Below are 18932 nucleotides of genomic sequence, written 5' to 3' on the forward strand. Positions count from 1 at the left end.
TCTCTTACTCTCGTCTCAATTTATTTGCTGCCAGCTTGGTCAGCAGATTCAGGATCAATACAATAACAATGAGAACACATCCGATTCCAAATGCGTTGTCATATTGTCCCTTCTGCATCTGCAGATACAGTTCGATCGTCAGGGTTCCGCCGGACTCCATTGCCTTGTGGGCCAGCTTCGCCAGATTGTCCCCGAAAGCTCCGGTGAACTTCGGCAGCTTATAATCGCTTCCCGCGGTAAATAAGAGTGCAGCGGATTCTCCCACGATACGTCCCAGTGCCAGGATGATACCGGTGACGATACCCGGCATGGAGGACGGCAGAAGGATGGTACGGATCATATGCCATTTTGTGGATCCCATTCCCAGCGCACCGGTACGATAGCTGTCCGGCACGGTACGCAGTGCTTCCTGCGTATTTCTGGTGATCAGGGGCAGCACCATCAGTACCAGGGTAAAAGAACCGGTGAGCAGCGAGTAACCGAATCCCAAAGTCTCTCCGAAGAAGATCATACCGAACAGGCCGAAAATGATAGAAGGAATACCGGACAGGATCTCGGTGGTAAATTCAATGAGGGAGACCAGCTTGCCGGGTTTGGCATATTCGTTCAGGTAAATAGCACTTCCCACACCAATGGGGGTTGCGATCAGCAGAGTGATCACGATGATGTACAGAGTATTTAACAGGTTGCCGGCAATACCTGTGGTCTGTTTTCTGGCACTGGTCACAGTCGTTAGAAATGCCCAGTTGACGGTGTGAATGCCTTTCACAAAGACATACAGGATAATTCCCAGCAAAAGTGCCACCGCCAGTGTGGCGGAGATGTAAATAGCTGTCAGTAACAGCATGTCAGTGGGGCGTTTTCTTTTTACATATAAGGTGTCTTTATTCATTGTCGTCCGCCCCCTTTTTCAGTATTTTATTCAGCACTACATTAATGATCATAATGAATACAAACAGCACCAGTCCGATGGTAAACAACACCTGTCTGTGCAGTCCGGAAGAATATCCCATCTCGCTGACAATGGCTGTGGTCAGGAATCGCACGGAGTTAAAGGGCAGGGGTGCATTCACGCTGCTGCCGGATACCAGTGTGATAGCCATAGCCTCTCCGATAGCTCGTCCCACTCCCAGAACGATAGCGGTCACAATTCCGGATTTGGCTGCCGGAAGGATGGACCGGAAAATGGTCTGCACATGGGAAGCACCCAGTGCCAGGGAGGACGATTTTATTCCTGCGGGAACAGAGCGTATGGAAGTCTCGCTGATATTGATCACCGTGGGCAGGATCATGATCGCCAGTACGATCACTGCGGACAACAGGTTCGCACCTCCGGTGAACTGGTGTGTCGTGGATCCCTGGAAGATCAGTCTTTCTAATTTATACATGAGAGGATTCAATAAGTAGATTCCCAGCAGTCCGTAGATGACGGAAGGGATGCCGGCTAACAGTTCTACCGCAGGCTTTACAATGGCTGCTAAGGATCTGGGTGCCACCTCTGCCAGAAATACCGCTGTCAGTACGCCGATGGGCACACCCAGTAAAATCGCCAGAGTCGTACCGATGATGGAGGTCAGAATAACCCACAGAATACCGAATTTCGGATCTGCTGCCGTCGGCATCCATTCGGTGCCGAACAGGATCTCTCCCAGACCCACTTTTAAAATGGAGGGGGTACCGCTGATGATCATATATAAGGTAATGGAAACTACCGCCAGTACGGCGAAGAGGGCACAAATGGTAAATACTATTTGTGCCACAGTTTCCACAACCGCTTTGTTTTTTCTATTTCCCATTACGGAAGCGTGTGTTCCACTATTCATCGCTTTTTTTCCTTTTTTCTGTGTCAGGCTATTACTTTACAGTGATCAGACCAACTTCGGAAGCAACCTGCTGTCCTTCGTCACCCAGTACAAAGTCGAACCATGCCTGTACCAGATCGTTCTGCTCGGAGATTTCACCCTTGGTAGCCATTACGAAAGGTCTGCTTAAGAAGTAGTTACCGGCCTTGATGTTCTCTGCGGTAGCTTCTACACCTTCCAGGGAAAGTGCCTTAACACTATCATCCAGAGCATCCAGGGAAGCATATCCGATAGCTCCGGGAGTGGATGCTACTTTAGCGATTACTGCACCGGTGCTGTCCAGTTCGTTTGCATATTTGCAGGCATCCTGCAGGTCAACCAGCTCTTCAAAAGCTCCTCTGGTACCGGAACCTGCCTCACGGCCGATTACGATGATAGGCTCATCTGCGCCGCCGACTTCTTTCCAGTTGGTAATTGTGCCATTGTAGATGTTCGTCAGCTGTTCTTTGGTCAGATCTGCTACTTCGTTAGCAGGATCTACGCATACGGCAATACCATCGATTGCTACTACGTTCTCTACAACACCCGCTGCCTTTTCCTCATCCTTTAAGCTTCTGGAAGAGTTACCGATATCTGCGGTTCCGTTGGTAACAGCTTCGATACCCGCACCGGATCCTACGAATTCAGCAGTTACGGTTACATCAGGATATTCTTCCATGAAAGCTTCACTCAGTGCATTGGCTAACTTCTCCATAGAAGTACTTCCCACCATGGAAAGGTTGCCGGACAGATCTGCGGTGGTCTCAGCAGGTGCTGCTTCACTGCTTGCTGCTACAGTGCTTTCTGCTGCGCTGCTCTCTGCTACGGAAGGCTGCGCTGTGGTTGCATCACTGTTACCGCATGCAACCAATGTAGTTACTGCTAATATTCCTGCTCCGATCAGAGCTAATAATTTGCTGTGTCTTACTCTCATAATAATGTCCTCCATGTGTTTGTTTTTCTTTCTCTTGATTACGCAATCATACTAACATGAAGGAAATTCACATAATATCACAGTCCGGTAATTTATTTGTAAGATTTAGGTAAAAGGTGAGCCGTCAAAATGGCGACGGATGCGTAGCAGACGCTTTTATGAATGCAGCGTGGGCTGAACGTAAATCAGATGCTCTCCAGAATGCCGTCAGCAATTGCCCGGGCAATCTCATCAAACCGGCTGTCAAAGAGTTCATTGTCCGCGTCCGTATTGATAAATCCCACTTCTACCAGTACCGCCGGCATATTCGTGCTGTTCAGCACCACCAGATTCGGTCTTTCATTCACTCCCAGATTCACGAACCCCACCTGCTCCAGTCCGGCATTGATGTTGTACGCCATCCTGGCTGCCGCCCCATAGCGGTTGTAGACCAGACTCTCCACTCCGCTGTACTGGTTCGGATAAGGACTGGAATTGCGATGGATCGAGACAAAATAATCTCCTCCCACCTCATTTCCCTCCTGCGCCTTCTGATAAGGAGACTCGTAGATATCTGTGGTCCTGGTGTAATACACATCCACTCCGTTTTCTTCTAAGATGCTTCCCACCGCCAGTGTCAGCGCCAGCGCATCCTCACTTTCTTTTCTTCCCTTATACGTGGCCCCGGGGTTTGCACCACCGTGCCCCGCATCCAATACGATCAATGGCATAAAAAAAGCTCCCGCATATCCTTTTGTTTCATGATATGCGGGAGCTTCCCCATTTAGATATTTATTTTAAAAGTGCTGCCGTCACTTCCTGAGGGATTACAAATTCCGGTGCTCCCATAGAACCGGGAGCCACTTCATATTCATCAAATGCTATGACCAGTTCTCCCCTTTCATTGAAATAAAAATTCGTCTGTTCCGTGATCCCCTGAAAATTGAATTCCGGCATATCGTCATTATCCAGGAAATAGATCACGCCTTCGTCCGCCGCCATCTGTTCCTTCATCTGGGTCTTAATGTTCTCGCTGATCGCGGAAATATAGTCACTCCCTTCTGCAAACAGATCTGCCAGTGTCACCACATTTCCCGTCTGTTTAGCAATCGTATAAAATTGATTATGTTCATAGCCGCTGGCCTCCGTCTCCAGGACACTCAGCTTCACTGTATAATACAGTGCATTATCTGTAACAACCTCCTGTGTTACATGCAGTCCATGATAGCCTTCCTCGGATAAGGTATCCTCGAACTGACGGATCAGTTCCTCTACCGTAGCCTCCATACCCTGATTGACCGCTTCCACACCGTCTTCCGACAGCTTCGCCTCCGCAGCCTCCTGTCCGACACCGACTTCTTCCACACTTTCTGCAGCTGTGCCCTCCAAAGTGGCAGCACCAACTGCCACCTCTCCTGTGGGAACACCTTCTCCCGCATCTTCTCCATAAGCGATCTGTGCAAGTTCTACTTCGGCATCATGGTTCTCATCGCTATAATTGTACTGCCGCACCGTCACCAGTCTAAAAAAGCCTCCCAGCACCGGAATATTTTCCATGGCATGGGCGATCTGCATATTGGTATTTGGCAGTGCGATCAACACGATCACAGCCGCTGCTGCCGCAGTCCATGCGGAACGTCTTCGGACACGCTCCGCTCTTTTTTTCTCTATACGGGCTCTGTCGATACCTGCCTGCAACCGTTCCCGTCCCGCTTCGGGTATTGTCATATTCTCATACTCCTCTTTTAATTGTTTTAATTGTTCCTGTTCATTCATATCTATTCTCCATCTGTCCGGTCTGTTCGGACCGGTCATGTTATCTCTTTGCCTGTATCTGTCTTATGTCCTGCATATATATGATGTCGGGGGCAAAATCTTCCGACTTTGCTGCCTTCGGATTGTTCAGCCTGTGCTGCCTTCGAGGTTCAGCCGCAGCTTTTTCATCACCCGGTACAGTCTGCTCTTTACCGTGTTCAGGTTCTCATCCAGTATCTTCGCGATCTCCTCCAGCTGCCTGTCCTCAAAGAATCTCAGAACCACAATGGCACGATCCTTCGGGTCAAGATTTTCTATAGCACGTTTTAAATCAATATTTTCATAGATATCTTCACTTGCCGCCTGGATCTCCTCCACATCCGCGCTCTCCTTCCGGCTGCGCAGGAAGCTGCATGCCTCGTTGACCACGATCCGGTATACCCAGGTCTCCACGTATTGCGGCTCCTTCAGGCTGTCACTTTTTAAAATGGCTTTATAGGCTGCTTCCTGTACAATATCCAGCGCGTCCGCTTCATTATGTACATAACTATAAGCAAGACGGTAATACTTCTCATACCCCTCCGTCAGGGCACGCTCCACCGCCTGTTCTTTTTTTCTGTCTGACATATGTCCTTTCCTCACTTTTATGAAAACTGCATGCAATCATTTTCTCTGATATTCATTTTAACACATATTCTTCTTAAGCTGTCTATTATTTTGACGCTGTATTCCCACAAAAAGTTTCACCGGCAAATCAGGAAAATATTCCCAACAGCTTCGGCTACACAAAAGATCCCGGGCTGCTCACCCGGGATCCTTTGAAAAGAGATGTATGAAACTATGCGTTGCATTTGTTCCTGTCGATTCGGAATGTAAGCTCTTACATTCCGAACCATGATTATTTTACCATTATTTCGACTATTTGGCAAACAAATTTCCATCAGTTGCGACTTTTTCGCACTTTTAGCCAAAATCACACCTTCTTTTTTGTCTAATCCTCATATTTGAAGTAGTCAAAATCCGCTGCTTTGCGGCTTCCACAGCCTCCGTTGTTGGCATAGATGCCTACCAGCGTGCCGGTATGTCGCTTGGGATCGTCGGGAACACCCTCGTCGCAGAGGTAAATGCAGTTTTCCAAGACACCTACCTGTTCCCAGTTCTCTCCATCATAGCTGTAATAAAAAGTTCTGGTCAGCTTCTCCACCACTACTTTCAGATACACAGGGGCTTCCTTCACCTTGTCCACTTCCGCTATCAGTTCCTCGCCGTGGTTGCGGTTGATGACCAGCTGAATCTTCCGTCCGCCCTCATAGCACAGAGAGCATCTGGCATAGGTGGCCGTACTGTAGTAGCAGCTCAGTCCTGCCTGTTCTCCATCCTTATCCGGGTAGAACTCCAGCTTTGTCTCTGCCACATAGGACAGCTCCTGTTCTCTGCGTAACAACGTATTTTTCGCGCGGATCTCATTCAGTTGTCCGTCTCTGGTCCAGATCCGGAAGAAACCGGGACGTTCCGTCAGTGACCAGGAACCGTTATCCGGATTGCGTACGAACTCCCATTCCAGATTCAGTTTTGTATCATTAAAGTCATCGAACAGATTTCTCTCATAAATGCACTCGGGAAGGTCCGGTGCAGCCTGTGTCAGACTGGGACCTTTTCCCTCGTTGACGGTAAACCATCCATCCTCCGTCCACTGTACGGGATCCAGTGCCGACTCTCTGCCTACAGTCGTGTAATTCCCCTGATTGGGTCTTCCACAGAGATAATAGCACCACCACTGACCGTTCTGATCCTGTACCAGCTTGCCGTGACCGGCTCTCTGGATGGGTGCAGCGGGATCCTTCTGACGCATAACCGGATTATAGGGAGAGCACTCATAAGGGCCGTAGAAATTTTTACTTCTTCCCACATTGATCCCATGGCCGTAACCGGTGCCGCCCTCAGCCACAATGGCGTAATAATAGCCGTCCTTTTTCATGATATGGGGACCTTCGGAGCAGCGCTCGCCCGTGCCTTCCCATGCGGTCTTCGCCGGACCCGCCACTGCCAGTCCATCCGCCGTCAGGGGAACTGCCTGTGCTGCCTTGGCAATGATCATATATCTGCTGCCGTCATCATCCACAAACAGGGACGGATCAATATCGTCCACTTCCAGACATACCGGCTTGCTGTAAGGGCCTTCCGGCTTATCGGATACCATCACCAATTGTCTTCGCATCACATTATTGTCACGCTTGCCGTCCGCATTCAGACGCAAAGTTACATAAACATAGTATTTTCCGTCCACATATTCTATATCCGGTGCCCAGATGCCGTGGGAATCCCGGATGTCACTAATGTCCAGCCACTCCGGATTCGTGATGGCATGGCCGATGATATGCCAGTGAACCATATCCCGGGAATGGGAAATGGGGATTGCCGGAAAATACTGGAAGCTCGAATTCACCATGTAATAATCGTCACCGACACGGATCACAGAAGGATCCGGGAAAAAGCCTCGCTGTACAGGATTGTGATAAGTTCTGGGTTCGTTCATAGGAATCTCCTTTTGCATATAATCACAGTGTTTTGTTCCTGCTCTCAGTGTATTCTTTACGGGCTCTTCTGTCGTGCCAGTTCTGTTTTCAATTTGTGACATATATTGCAGCCATTGCCGTGTTTTTTCTTATCGCATCAAGAGTTTTCGTGCCCTATTTATTCCATAATAGAGTACTGCATCCACTCATACAAAAGCTTCGTACCTTCCATGATCTCAGGGGGCAACAACGCCCTGGCTACCAGTTTCAGTTCGTCGGATTCGATGTCCGTTCTGCGAAGGTGGGCGTAATCGCCGTCAATGCTTTCTACGATATACTCAAAACGATTCATTGCAAAGTCTCCTTATTAAATATGCACTAAAATATATCCATCCTGCAACGATACGGACCCATCCGCCGGCCACTCCGGCATGGTATCGCCGATCGTCCTGGCCTGCTCCAGTATCTCAGGATCTGTAACCTGCGGGAAAGAATGTCCGTGCATCTCCAGAAAATTCATCATCTCACGGTTCGTTCCGTCAAATGCATCAAATGCCCACTGAATAAAAGGATAATTAGCCTCTCCCGTAAAACAATATCCCTGGGGTGCGAAATATTTTTCTTTCAGATGAGGATCTACTTTGTCTGTAATTGCTGCGATCAAACGGTACTGCCATGAGCCATAGGAAACATAATAATCCTCCACCAGACTATACGGGGTGCTGTAATGTCCTGTAAAGATCACCGGTGTGCTCTTCCCATAATCACGTTCTATTTCCAATGCGATCTCGGTCAACACTTCTTTTGTATTCAGGTATTTGTTATAGTCTACATAAAAAGCCTGATTCAACGCAGCCGCCTGATTATATATGATGATTCCCGCCAAAACAAGATATGCCGGTCTAAGCCAAGGCAGGGCTCTTCGTTCTGAAAAAAACAGATAGAGCAATAAAAAACCGATACCTGTAAAAAAGGGCATATACTGACAGGAGCGATACAATGTCACTCTTCCTTCTACAATGGTCAGGAGAAAAGGTGTAATCATCATACCCATCAGAAGAAGAAGATACCATATATCTTTTCTTCGTATTCCCAGCACTACGGCAATCATGCCCAAAACAAAAGTTGCAATCACATATCCCAGTATGGGCAAATATACCACTGCATTCACATAATACACAATCCAAAATCTTTTTAGTAACATCCATAATTCCTGGATCGGTTGATTCGAGCCGAATATTTTCAAAACTTCAGTAATACTCCGCTGATTCATAAAGCCTACCATATCCTGTAACCGGAACACCTGTATCATAACTTTAAGGATTACAGATCTCAAGATTATAACTCCCAACGTGATCGATGCACCTATGATTAACTGGCCTATCACATATCCGCTCTTTAATCTTCTGTTATCTGTAAAAGCGCGTAAATATAAAAGTAGCAATATGCCTATGATAAACAGCAGCAACATAGACTCATAACATCCTATCGCCACGGTAATGCATATAAGACTTCCAAGATAATATTTTATAGCACTTTTACGCGTCCCGGACCATTTGTCCATTCCGCTCCAAAAACATATCAATGCCAACGCTGAAAATACATATCCAATATCCACTCCGTCATGGTAGTAGTATACATACACTTCACTAATGATCGGATTGGATATGAATATGCAGGAAAATATGATATACCCTGTCAGTCCCACCTTGCGACCGAATATTCTGCGGAAAAGAACACAAAACAAGGTTGCACTGATACACAATAAAATAACGCCGATCAGTTCCATCATAAACGGCGAGAAGTCAGACAAATGAAATATTTTATTTATCAGATAGATGAACCATCTTCCCATTACGACTTCCAGTCCATCCTCCAAATACAGCGAAACAGCCGTATCATCTATTCCAATACTTGGATGCGTCATTTCAAACCCATACCCGCATATAGCAGTCAGGCATAAAATAATTACATATATTTTTTGTTGAAAAAAATATTGAAATTCCTCCCACAGTTTTTTCATGTTTTTTTCTCCGCCTTTGTTCTTACTTTATCCCAGTGTAAAGGATTTTTCCATCAACGTCAAGAACTGTAGTGGATTACGCATCCTCATTGATATCCTCGATAAACACCTAGAAAAAACAAATGCCACACCCGAGGAATTCGACGCAGCAGCGGCTTATCGCATAAATTGCTTCGCAATTCATGCGATATCCGCTGGACTTCGTCATATCCGCAACAAAAAAGGAGCACGGAGCTTCAAGCAAGCTTGAATCCGTGCTCTTTTTTATTGCGGCTGCGTCGAAGCGGTCCTGACGCTTACATCATTCCGCCCATACCGGCTCCACCGGCGGGCATTGCAGGAGTCTCTTCCTTGATGTTAGCTACAACGCTTTCGGTAGTAAGCAGTGTGCTTGCTACGCTGGTAGCGTTCTGCAGGGCACTTCTGGTAACCTTTGCAGGATCCAGGATGCCGGCACTTACCATATCTACATATTCCTCTTTCAGAGCATCGAAGCCGACACCGACCTCAGACTCACGTACCTTATTGATGATAACGCTGCCTTCCAGTCCTGCGTTTGCTGCGATGTGATACAGCGGAGCTTCCAATGCTTTCAGGACGATGCCTGCACCGGTCTTCTCATCACCTTCCAGAGTAGCTGCCAGTTTGGCAACTTCCTTGGATGCATGAATGTATGCGGAACCACCGCCACAGATGATGCCTTCCTCTACGGCTGCTCTGGTAGCTGCCAGCGCATCTTCCAGGCGAAGCTTAGCTTCCTTCATCTCGGTCTCGGTAGCAGCACCTACACGGATGACTGCTACGCCACCGGACAGCTTAGCCAGTCTCTCCTGCAACTTCTCTCTGTCGAAATCAGAAGTGGTCTCTTCGATCTGCTTCTTGATCTGTGCGATTCTGGACTGCAATGCTTCCTTATCGCCTTCACCGTCTACGATCACGGTGTTCTCTTTCTGTACCTTAACGGATTTTGCACGACCCAGCATATCCATTGTGGTATCCTTCAGCTCATAACCAAGCTCGGAACTGATTACGGTACCGCCGGTCAGAATTGCGATATCCTCCAGCATAGCTTTTCTTCTGTCACCATAGCCGGGAGCCTTAACAGCTACTACATTGAAAGTACCACGCAGCTTGTTGACGATCAGGGTGGTCAGTGCCTCGCCCTCTACATCCTCAGCGATGATCAACAGCTTAGCGCCGGACTGAACGATCTGCTCTAACAGGGGCAGGATCTCCTGAATGTTGGAGATCTTCTTATCAGTGATCAGAATATAAGGATTATCCAGAACTGCTTCCATCTTATCCATATCGGTTGCCATGTAAGCGGAGATATAACCTCTGTCAAACTGCATACCTTCTACCAGATCCAGTTCAGTCTGCATGGTCTTGGACTCTTCAATGGTGATAACACCGTTGTTGCTTACCTTCTCCATAGCATCTGCAACCAGCTGTCCTACTGCTTCATCTCCTGCGGAGATTGCTGCTACTCTTGCGATGTGCTCCTTACCGTTTACCTTCTGACTCATCTTACCGATGGTTTCTACTGCACATGCAGTTGCTTTCTTCATACCTTTTCTCAGGATGATGGGGTTAGCACCTGCCGCCAGGTTCTTCATACCTGCATTTACCATAGCCTGTGCCAGAACGGTTGCTGTGGTAGTACCATCACCGGCTACATCGTTGGTCTTGGTAGCTACTTCCTTTACCAGCTGTGCACCCATGTTCTCGAATGCATCTTCCAGCTCGATCTCTTTTGCAATGGTAACACCATCGTTGGTGATCAGGGGTGCACCGAAGGACTTATCCAGTACTACGTTTCTTCCTTTGGGTCCTAAAGTTACTCTTACGGTATCTGCCAGCTGGTTAACACCAGCCTCTAATGCTGCACGGGCTTCTGCGCCGTATTTAATCTCTTTTGCCATAATAATCAGCCTCCAATTTATTTGTTCTTAGTCTTAATTTCTTTTCAAATTTTGCTTTTACTGAATAATTGCAAGGATGTCGCTCTGCTTTACGATGATGTACTCTTCGTCATCCAGCTTTACTTCGGTTCCGGAATATTTGGAATAGATGACCTGATCGCCAACCTTAACTTCCATCTTGACTTCCTTGCCGTCTACAACACCGCCGGGGCCTACTGCTACGACTTCTGCCTGCTGGGGTTTCTCCTTATTCTGACCGGGGAGTACGATACCGGACTTGGTAGTCTCCTCTGCAACTAACTGTTTTAATACGACTCTGTCACCTAACGGTTTCAAATTCATGATAACTGCCTCCTTAATAGCTATTTAAAAATATGATTACTCGTTTTCATTTGTTAGCACTCATTTTTATCGAGTGCTAATTTCTATAGCTTATATTAGTTTTATATGCCCAGTTTTTCAAACGTATTCACAACTATTTAAAATCTCTATTCTCCTTTTTTCTCTCATTTTCTCATTTTATCTTTCGTTTTTATATAGCATAAGTGAAAATACGATTTAATATTTCGTTTATAATTATGAAAAAACAGCCCGATGCTGTCACCGGACTGTTTCCCATACTTACCTATAAAATTGATTTACTTTATGCTGTTTTGACATCGTCATGGTATTTCTGCCACTTCTTCTTATAAATAAAGTAACAGGGAATTCCTACGAATACCATTCCACCTAAAATATTACCGATGGTAACGGGAATAAAGTTGTTCAGACTGTGAAGTATCGTCAGTCCCTGAATCTGCTCTGCCGTCAATCCGTATGCTTCCTGTGCTTTCGCCACGTAAACAGGATTCTGCGCAGCCATCATGCCAACGGGAATGTAGAACATATTTGCAACGCAGTGTTCGAAGCCGCCGACCACAAACGCCATGATCGGGAAGAAGATCGCCCAGACCTTACCTACGATATCCGTAGCTGCCACTGCCATCAGGATAGCAATACATACCAAAATATTACACAGAATGCCTGAGGTGATTCCCTTCAGGGGAGAAATGCCCACTTTGCCGACTGCCACCTTGATGGCATAGGCACCCAGCAGCCCTCCGGTGTAATCCAGATTACCGGAAAAGTAGATCAGGGTATCAATGATCAGGGCGCCGATCAGATTGCTGAAGTACACCACGATCAGGTTGCGGATACATTCGAACCACGTTACCTTTTTGCCAACCACATCCATGACGATCAGGCAGTTACCGGTGAAAAGCTCTCCACCTACAAATACAATGATCATCAGTCCCACGGGGAAGATAATACCTGCCACAAATCGTGCCAGCCCTACATTGTCAATGGCATGTGCCGCGGTGCTGCTGGTGGCTCCGCCCAGCGCGATAAATGCACCCGCCATAATACCTAACAGGATCATCTTGCCTAAAGGAAGATGGGCTTTACCTTCTCCGGCTTTCATGTTGGTATCAATGACTTCTGACGGCGTATTAAAATGCTGTTCCATATAACCCTCATTTCTGCACAGCCCTTATCTGCTGTACTCTCTTAACTCATTTATTCCTTATATTACACTACTTTCATGATAGTAAGCAAGATATTCACTCCATGTATCTGATTATATACATTTCTGTTTTCAAAGTGGAATCTCGTTTACAAAACGGGAAACTCGGATGACTATTGAGCAGCGTCTGATTTTGTCGACAAAGAGTCTTTTTTTGCAATTTTTTTGCCTTTTTTTGCAAAAAAATGCTAGACAAAAGCCAAATTGTGTACTATACTAAACTTGTTCGGTGAGAGCCGAACCGCTTATATAAGTAGATTTCCGGAAGAATTCCCCTTTTACACAATTAAAGTGGCTGCAGGTTTCCCGCCTGCGGCTGCTTTAATTGTGTTATAAGATAGTTTTTAAGCTTTGCTTTAAAATTGCAAAAGTTTTTGCAAAAATTTAAAATTTTCACTTGCTAAGTGATAAGTATCTATGCTATAATAGCTTTCGTCAGTGGTTCAGCTGATACAATTTCATAGGGGAATAGTACAGCGGTAGTGCGGCGGTCTCCAAAACCGTTAACGGGGGTTCGATCCCCTCTTCCCCTGCTTTAAAAAGTCGATTTTATCGGCTTTTTTTGTTTCTGTTTTTAGATACAATTTCACCCCGGCACGACGCGATTCATAGATCTGCGCCATGCCGGGGTGTTGTCTTTACAGCTATATTGTCAGATCTCCTCTTTCTCCGAATCCGGTGCGATCACAGATCCGATAGCGGTCGCGTAATCAGAGTACTCCGGAATGCTGATCTTCACATCCCACAGGCTCTTGAAATCCTCGATGATCTGGCGGCACTCGAAGAATTTAGTCAGTCCGCCGATCAGGATATACTCTTTGATGCCGGTGCTCATAGATGCCAGGATTCCTGCCTGGCAGATATTCTCGATCACCATATGTACAATACCTGCCGCGATATCCTCCGGTTTGGACTGGGCATCTGCCTTACCGAAATTAGAAGCCGTCACATCCAGATTCAGGCCCGGCAGCTTTTCTTTGGCCAGATCTGCGATCCGCAGATCGATCTTCGCCACATCACCCTTACGGGACAACGGCACAATTTCATGAATGTCGCCGGTATTCAGCATGATCGAGGACAGTCCACAGATCGTTCCGCCTCCTAAGCCGACACCACCCAGGTGCTTCATCTCCTTCTCCGTCACTTTGACGAAGAAGCTTCCGGTACCCATACTGATGACAATGACTTCCTTTTTATCCGTAAGATAATATCCTCCGGTACCTGTAGCGACGAATTCATCCACTTTATAGGTAGGACGATCATATACCGCTTTCTCCACATATTTGCTTCCCACACCGGTGATATAGACTCCTTCCACATCAGCCAGTTCCAGATTATTCTCATACAGATATCTTCCGAATGCACCGTAGAGAGATGCCACCTGGCTATCCGCCTTGACCGCCATAGGCGGAAGCATATGCTCTCCTTCAAAAGCTACGATTTTTGTCGTACTGCTACCGATATCGATTCCTATTTTGACAGGCATGTTTTCAACCTCCTCATATCACTTAACTGTTCATCGTCTCATTTCCAGATACATTTCCACAGTTCGAGACCGTCAGCCAAACACTTTATCCACAGCATCCTGTACAGAACTGACGCCAATGACCCGGATCTTACTTCCTTTTTTACACTCTTCCAACGAGACAAGCGGCACCACACATTCTTCGAAGCCCAGCTTCTCTGCCTCTGCCACGCGTTGTTTTGCCATGCTGACTGCCCGGACCTCGCCGCTTAATCCCACTTCACCGAAAGCGACCAGTTTCGGATTCAGTGCCTTATTCCGGAAGCTGGACAGAATCGCCAGCACGATTCCCAGATCGATCGCCGGTTCCTGGATTTTGATGCCACCGGTGATATTCACGTAAGCATCACAGGAAGATAATTGCACTCCGGAACGTTTCTCCAGCACTGCCATCAGGAGATTTACACGGTTGAAATCCGTACCGGTGGTCTGTCTTCTGGGAATTCCGAAATTGCTGTGGCACACCAGCGCCTGCAGTTCGATCAGAAGCGGCCTGGTGCCCTCCATAGTACATGCCACCACAGAGCCACTGGCATTCTCCGGTCGTCCGTTCAACATATATTCCGAAGGGTTCTTCACCTCCGCGAGTCCCGTCTCCCGCATCTCGAAAACACCGATCTCGTTCGTGGACCCGAAACGGTTCTTCACCCCACGCAGGATACGGTAGGAAGCATGTCTGTCCCCTTCAAAATAAAGTACCGTGTCCACCATATGTTCCAACACTCTGGGTCCCGCTACGGTTCCTTCTTTTGTTACATGTCCCACAATAAAAATAGAAATCCCCAATCCTTTTGCCAGTTGCAACAGGATACCTGTGGATTCCCGCACCTGTGATACGCTTCCCGGTGCTGCAGATACATTTTCATTATACATGGTCTGAATGGAATCTATGATCACGACCTCCGGCTTGCTCCTGCGGATCACTTCGCCGATGATGTCCAGATTCGTCTCACACAGCAGGAGCATATGTTCCGAAAATGTGCCGAGCCTGTCCGCCCGCATCTTGATCTGTACCTTGGATTCCTCTCCGGAGATATACAATACCTTATGTCCGGCCTCTGACAGATTGTGACACACCTGAAGCAGCAGGGTAGATTTACCGATCCCCGGATCGCCTCCTACCAGAGTCAGGGAACCCTGTACGATTCCGCCACCGAGCACCCGGTCCAGTTCTTTTATCCCGGTGAGTGTCTTGTTCTCCTCACGGATCGCGATTTCAGATAATACACAGGGTTCGGAAGCCTCTCTGCGCTCTCTTCTGCTCCCGGTGCCGGTGTTTTTCAATACCGTTTTATCTATCGTCTCTTCCACGAAAGTGTTCCACTCTCTGCAGCCGGGGCATTGTCCCAGCCATTTCGTGGATTCATAGCCACAGTTCTGACAGAAAAAAACAGTGGCTGTCTTACCTTTTGCCATGCTCTCTCCTCAATCGTTATAAAAAAGAGCCCAGACACGAAGTACTACAATATCCTCCGTGTCTGGACTCCTTTGCAGTGCGCCTTTACGCCTCTACGATCTTCACAGGTACTTCCCCTGCTGCTTCCAGTTCTACACTCAGGCTTAACTTCCCGCCAAGTCCGGTCTTCATGGTTCCTACGTTCTTACCGTCAATAAATACTTCGTACTCGGTGTCGTCCTTTAATCCTACCGTGATCTGAGAATCTTCATCACCTTCTACGATGAATTCTACACTGTTATCGGACTCTTTGAACTCCAGCACACTGGTTCCGGGAACAGATTCATATAAAAACATGCCGTTCTTTTCCAGCTTTGTCATCTCATTATAAGTCTTAACTTTCAGCAGATCTCCCGCATGTTCGTAATCTTCCACCTTTGCCTTCTTGGCCAGCTTGTGATTACCAAAACTGATAGATCCGTCTGCTTCACTGCGAAGTATTTCTTCCACTACTGCCATCTGTCTGTCCTCCTGAAAGTAACTGCATCCGCAAAATTTTCCCTTTTACCGGGAAGTGCGGATGGGGTTTTGAATAGTTACAGTATAATATATCCCAACCCTTTTTTCTACAAAAAAATTATTTATTTTTCACCGTGAATACAACTTTTCCGTCCTTGAAGCCTGCGGATACTTTATCTCCGGGTACCACCTTTTTCTGAAGGATCTCTTCCGCCAGCGCATCCTCTACCACTGACTGGATCGCACGCTTTAACGGTCTCGCTCCCATCTTATTGTCAGCATATTTTTTCACCAGATGCTCCTTCAGTGCTGCAGTGATCGTCAGATGGATGCCCAGCTGGTCCTCGCATCTCTTATACAGATTGGATGCCAGCAGATTTACGATCTCTTTCATATTCTCATTGTTCAGCTGGTGGAACACGATAATGTCATCGATACGGTTGATGAATTCCGGCTTGAAGCTGCGCTTTACCTCTTCCATGACATTGGATTTCATTTTCTCATAATCCTTCGTCTCGCTCTTCTCCGTTGCGAAGCCGAGATTCTTGGGATCTACAATCCGCTGTGCTCCGGCGTTGGATGTCATGATCAGCACCGTATTCTTGAAGCTGACCTTTCTGCCCTTGGAATCCGTAATATGGCCGTCATCCAGCACCTGCAAAAGCACGTTGAACACATCCGGATGAGCCTTTTCGATCTCATCAAACAGAACGACAGAATAAGGATTCCTGCGGACCTTCTCGCTCAACTGGCCACCTTCTTCAAATCCCACATATCCGGGCGGGGAACCGATCATCTTGGATACCGAATGACCTTCCATATACTCCGACATATCCACACGGATCATGGCATCTTCCGAGCCGAACATAGCCTCTGCAAGCGCCTTGGATAATTCCGTCTTGCCGACGCCGGTAGGTCCTAAGAACAGGAAAGAACCGATGGGACGGTTCGGATCCTTCAGTCCCACACGGCCTCTGCGGATGGCTTTGGCCACGGCGGTAACTGCCTCTTCCTGACCGATCACACGCTTATGCAATGTCTTCTCCAGCTTCAGAAGTCTCTCGCTTTCTTTCTCTGCCAGCTTCTGCACCGGGATTTTGGTCCACTGGGCCACCACCTCGGCGATCTCATTTTCACCGATGCTTAAAGTATTTTCCTCTTCCCTTTTTTCACGCTTTTTCAGCAAACGCTCCTGCTTCTTTACCAGAGCATCCTGTTTCTTCTTGATCTCTGCCATCTGGGCAAAAGCTTCCACGCGGATAGCCTTCTCCATCTCCCAGTCCAGCTCCCGGATCTTATCCGAGATCTCCTTTGCCTTATCCGGTGCATCCATTGCATGCAGTCTGGCACTGGCCGCTGCCTCATCGATCAGGTCAATCGCCTTGTCGGGCAGATTCCTATCATTGATATAACGACTGGACAGTCTCACTGCCGCCTCCACCGCTTCCGGTGTAATGGTCACATGGTGATGTGCTTCGTACTTCCCCTTGATACCCTCCAGGATGCGGACAGCCTCTTCCTCTGTGGGTTCTTCCACCGTAACCGGCTGGAATCTCCGCTCCAGTGCAGCATCCTTCTCAATATACTTGCGATACTCCGCGATCGTGGTCGCACCGATCAGCTGGATCTCTCCGCGGGCCAGAGACGGTTTCATGATATTGGACGCATCAATAGCCCCCTCGGCACCTCCGGCACCGATGATCGTATGCAATTCATCCAGGAATAAAATAATATTCCCATCCTCTGTGACTTCCTTCAGTACCTTCTTGATCCGCTCCTCGAACTCTCCGCGGTACTTACTTCCCGCTACCATTCCGGACAGATCCAGTGTCAGTACTCTCTTATTCTGCACCGTAAAAGGCACATCTCCCGCCACGATCCGGGCTGCCAGTCCTTCCACCACGGCGGTCTTGCCAACACCGGGTTCCCCGACCAGGCAGGGATTGTTCTTCGTCCGTCGGCTCAGGATCTGGATCACTCTGCGGATTTCTTCATCTCTTCCGACTACCGGATCCAGCTTTCCTTCCCTGGCCAGCGCCGTCAGATCCCGGCTGTACTGCTCCAACGTAGACTGTTTCGCCTTACGGTCTCCTCTTTTTCCCAGGTCTTCCTTGTACAGATTGCCGTCCTGTCCGATAGCGATCAGGGTATCCACATATATTTTCTGTACATTGGCTCCCAGCGTGTTCAACAGGCGTACCGCTACGTTTTCCCCCTCTTTGATCAGGGCCAGCAGCAAATGCTCCGTTCCGGTCTGCTTCTGTCCGAAACGTGCGGCCTGACTGTGTGCTTCTTCCAGGATCCGTGCGGCTCTGGGAGAATATCCCTCTCTGTCCTTCACTGCGACACCGTTCTCAAACGCGATCAGATCCCGGATCATATCCATAACCTGCCCGGTCTCCACACCGTTATCAGCCAATACCTTGGCCGCCACACCGGTGTCTTCCTTTAATAATCCTACCAGAATGTGTTCCGTTCCGATGTAACCCTGCTTCAGGCTCCTTGCACATCTGGAAGCCTGCGCCAGCGCATTTTGCGCCTTATCCGTAAACTGTGACTGCATCAATTCAGTCCTCCATACTCTTCATATATTTCATCAATCAGCTCATGAACTTCCTGCCTGGAAATATTCTTGCAGCTACTCTTAGCCAGTATTACCTGCAATTCCTTCCGCAATTCATCTACCGCACGCATGCGATCCACATCGAGTGCAATTACCGCGCCTTTTCGCCGGTCTACCTTAACATAACCTTCCTGCTTCAGAACCGTATATGCCTTATTTACTGTATGCATATTGATCCCGATCGTATCCGCCAGCTGGCGCACGCTGGGCAGAGAATCTCCTTCATGAAATTGTGACGTGGCAATTCCCATGATGATCTGATTGCGTAATTGCATATAGAGTGCTTCATCACTGTTGAAATCTATCTCTATTATCATCAAACTCGCTCCCTTCCC

17 protein-coding genes and 1 tRNA gene are annotated in these 18932 nt (G+C 47.7%); 1 reads left to right on the forward strand and 17 read right to left on the reverse strand.

Annotation, left to right across the window (positions count from 1 at the left end):
• Positions 1 to 4 precede the first annotated feature (4 nt).
• The 12 genes from pstA to H9Q77_RS10595 form a co-directional block, all read right to left on the reverse strand.
• The gene (pstA, locus tag H9Q77_RS10540; protein WP_249325485.1) at positions 5 to 892 is read right to left on the reverse strand and encodes a phosphate ABC transporter permease PstA; all 888 of its coding nucleotides are present in this window, start codon (positions 890 to 892) and stop codon (positions 5 to 7) included.
• Entirely contained in the window at positions 885 to 1823 is a 939-nt protein-coding gene (gene pstC / locus H9Q77_RS10545) for a phosphate ABC transporter permease subunit PstC (protein ID WP_249325487.1), read from the reverse strand. Before pstC ends, pstA begins: the two co-directional genes overlap by 8 nt.
• A 31-nt stretch (positions 1824 to 1854) precedes the next feature.
• Positions 1855 to 2775, reverse strand: a complete 921-nt coding sequence (locus tag H9Q77_RS10550) for a phosphate ABC transporter substrate-binding protein (protein ID WP_249325488.1) — start codon at positions 2773 to 2775, stop codon at positions 1855 to 1857.
• Between the two features lie 185 nt (positions 2776 to 2960).
• A complete protein-coding gene (locus H9Q77_RS10555) occupies positions 2961 to 3485 on the reverse strand; it encodes an N-acetylmuramoyl-L-alanine amidase family protein (protein WP_022153760.1) in 525 nt (174 codons plus the stop codon).
• Between the two features lie 61 nt (positions 3486 to 3546).
• Positions 3547 to 4530: an RsiV family protein gene (locus H9Q77_RS10560; protein WP_249325490.1), complete on the reverse strand. Its 984-nt coding sequence runs from the start codon at positions 4528 to 4530 to the stop codon at positions 3547 to 3549.
• Between the two features lie 126 nt (positions 4531 to 4656).
• Entirely contained in the window at positions 4657 to 5136 is a 480-nt protein-coding gene (locus tag H9Q77_RS10565) for a sigma-70 family RNA polymerase sigma factor (RefSeq protein WP_118547152.1), read from the reverse strand.
• Positions 5137 to 5500: 364 nt separating this feature from the next.
• Positions 5501 to 7045 (reverse strand): glycoside hydrolase family 43 protein, encoded by a 1545-nt coding sequence (locus H9Q77_RS10570; protein ID WP_249325491.1) that lies wholly within the window; start codon positions 7043 to 7045, stop codon positions 5501 to 5503.
• A gap of 158 nt (positions 7046 to 7203) precedes the next feature.
• Complete coding sequence (locus H9Q77_RS10575; protein ID WP_022153764.1) at positions 7204 to 7377, reverse strand: hypothetical protein; 174 nt, start codon at positions 7375 to 7377, stop codon at positions 7204 to 7206.
• A 15-nt stretch (positions 7378 to 7392) separates the two neighbouring features.
• Positions 7393 to 9048 carry a glucosyltransferase domain-containing protein gene (locus H9Q77_RS10580; protein WP_249325493.1) on the reverse strand — a complete coding sequence of 552 codons (1656 nt, stop codon included), beginning with the start codon at positions 9046 to 9048 and terminating at the stop codon, positions 7393 to 7395.
• 296 nt (positions 9049 to 9344) lie between these two features.
• Positions 9345 to 10970 (reverse strand): chaperonin GroEL, encoded by a 1626-nt coding sequence (gene groL, locus H9Q77_RS10585; protein WP_022153766.1) that lies wholly within the window; start codon positions 10968 to 10970, stop codon positions 9345 to 9347.
• Positions 10971 to 11027: 57 nt separating this feature from the next.
• The gene (gene groES, locus H9Q77_RS10590) at positions 11028 to 11312 is read right to left on the reverse strand and encodes a co-chaperone GroES (protein ID WP_022153767.1); all 285 of its coding nucleotides are present in this window, start codon (positions 11310 to 11312) and stop codon (positions 11028 to 11030) included.
• A gap of 301 nt (positions 11313 to 11613) precedes the next feature.
• Positions 11614 to 12477, reverse strand: a complete 864-nt coding sequence (locus tag H9Q77_RS10595; protein ID WP_022153768.1) for a formate/nitrite transporter family protein — start codon at positions 12475 to 12477, stop codon at positions 11614 to 11616.
• A gap of 519 nt (positions 12478 to 12996) precedes the next feature.
• Here H9Q77_RS10595 and H9Q77_RS10600 point away from each other — a divergent pair.
• Positions 12997 to 13067, forward strand: a tRNA-Trp gene (locus H9Q77_RS10600).
• A gap of 119 nt (positions 13068 to 13186) precedes the next feature.
• On the opposite strand, the gene coaW is transcribed toward H9Q77_RS10600, so the two are convergent.
• The 5 genes from coaW to H9Q77_RS10625 form a co-directional block, all read right to left on the reverse strand.
• The gene (coaW, locus tag H9Q77_RS10605) at positions 13187 to 14020 is read right to left on the reverse strand and encodes a type II pantothenate kinase (RefSeq protein ID WP_118550451.1); all 834 of its coding nucleotides are present in this window, start codon (positions 14018 to 14020) and stop codon (positions 13187 to 13189) included.
• A gap of 72 nt (positions 14021 to 14092) precedes the next feature.
• Positions 14093 to 15475, reverse strand: coding sequence for a DNA repair protein RadA (gene radA, locus H9Q77_RS10610; protein WP_022153770.1), 1383 nt, complete (start codon positions 15473 to 15475; stop codon positions 14093 to 14095).
• Positions 15476 to 15560: 85 nt separating this feature from the next.
• Positions 15561 to 15974 (reverse strand): hypothetical protein, encoded by a 414-nt coding sequence (locus tag H9Q77_RS10615; RefSeq protein WP_022153771.1) that lies wholly within the window; start codon positions 15972 to 15974, stop codon positions 15561 to 15563.
• 118 nt (positions 15975 to 16092) lie between these two features.
• Positions 16093 to 18537, reverse strand: coding sequence for an ATP-dependent Clp protease ATP-binding subunit (locus tag H9Q77_RS10620; protein ID WP_249325495.1), 2445 nt, complete (start codon positions 18535 to 18537; stop codon positions 16093 to 16095).
• Positions 18537 to 18914: a GntR family transcriptional regulator gene (locus tag H9Q77_RS10625; protein ID WP_022153773.1), complete on the reverse strand. Its 378-nt coding sequence runs from the start codon at positions 18912 to 18914 to the stop codon at positions 18537 to 18539. Before H9Q77_RS10625 ends, H9Q77_RS10620 begins: the two co-directional genes overlap by 1 nt.
• Positions 18915 to 18932 lie beyond the last annotated feature (18 nt).

It is taken from the genome of Simiaoa sunii (assembly GCF_014337175.1).
In the GTDB taxonomy this organism is placed as follows: Bacteria; Bacillota; Clostridia; order Lachnospirales; family Lachnospiraceae; genus Acetatifactor; species Acetatifactor intestinalis.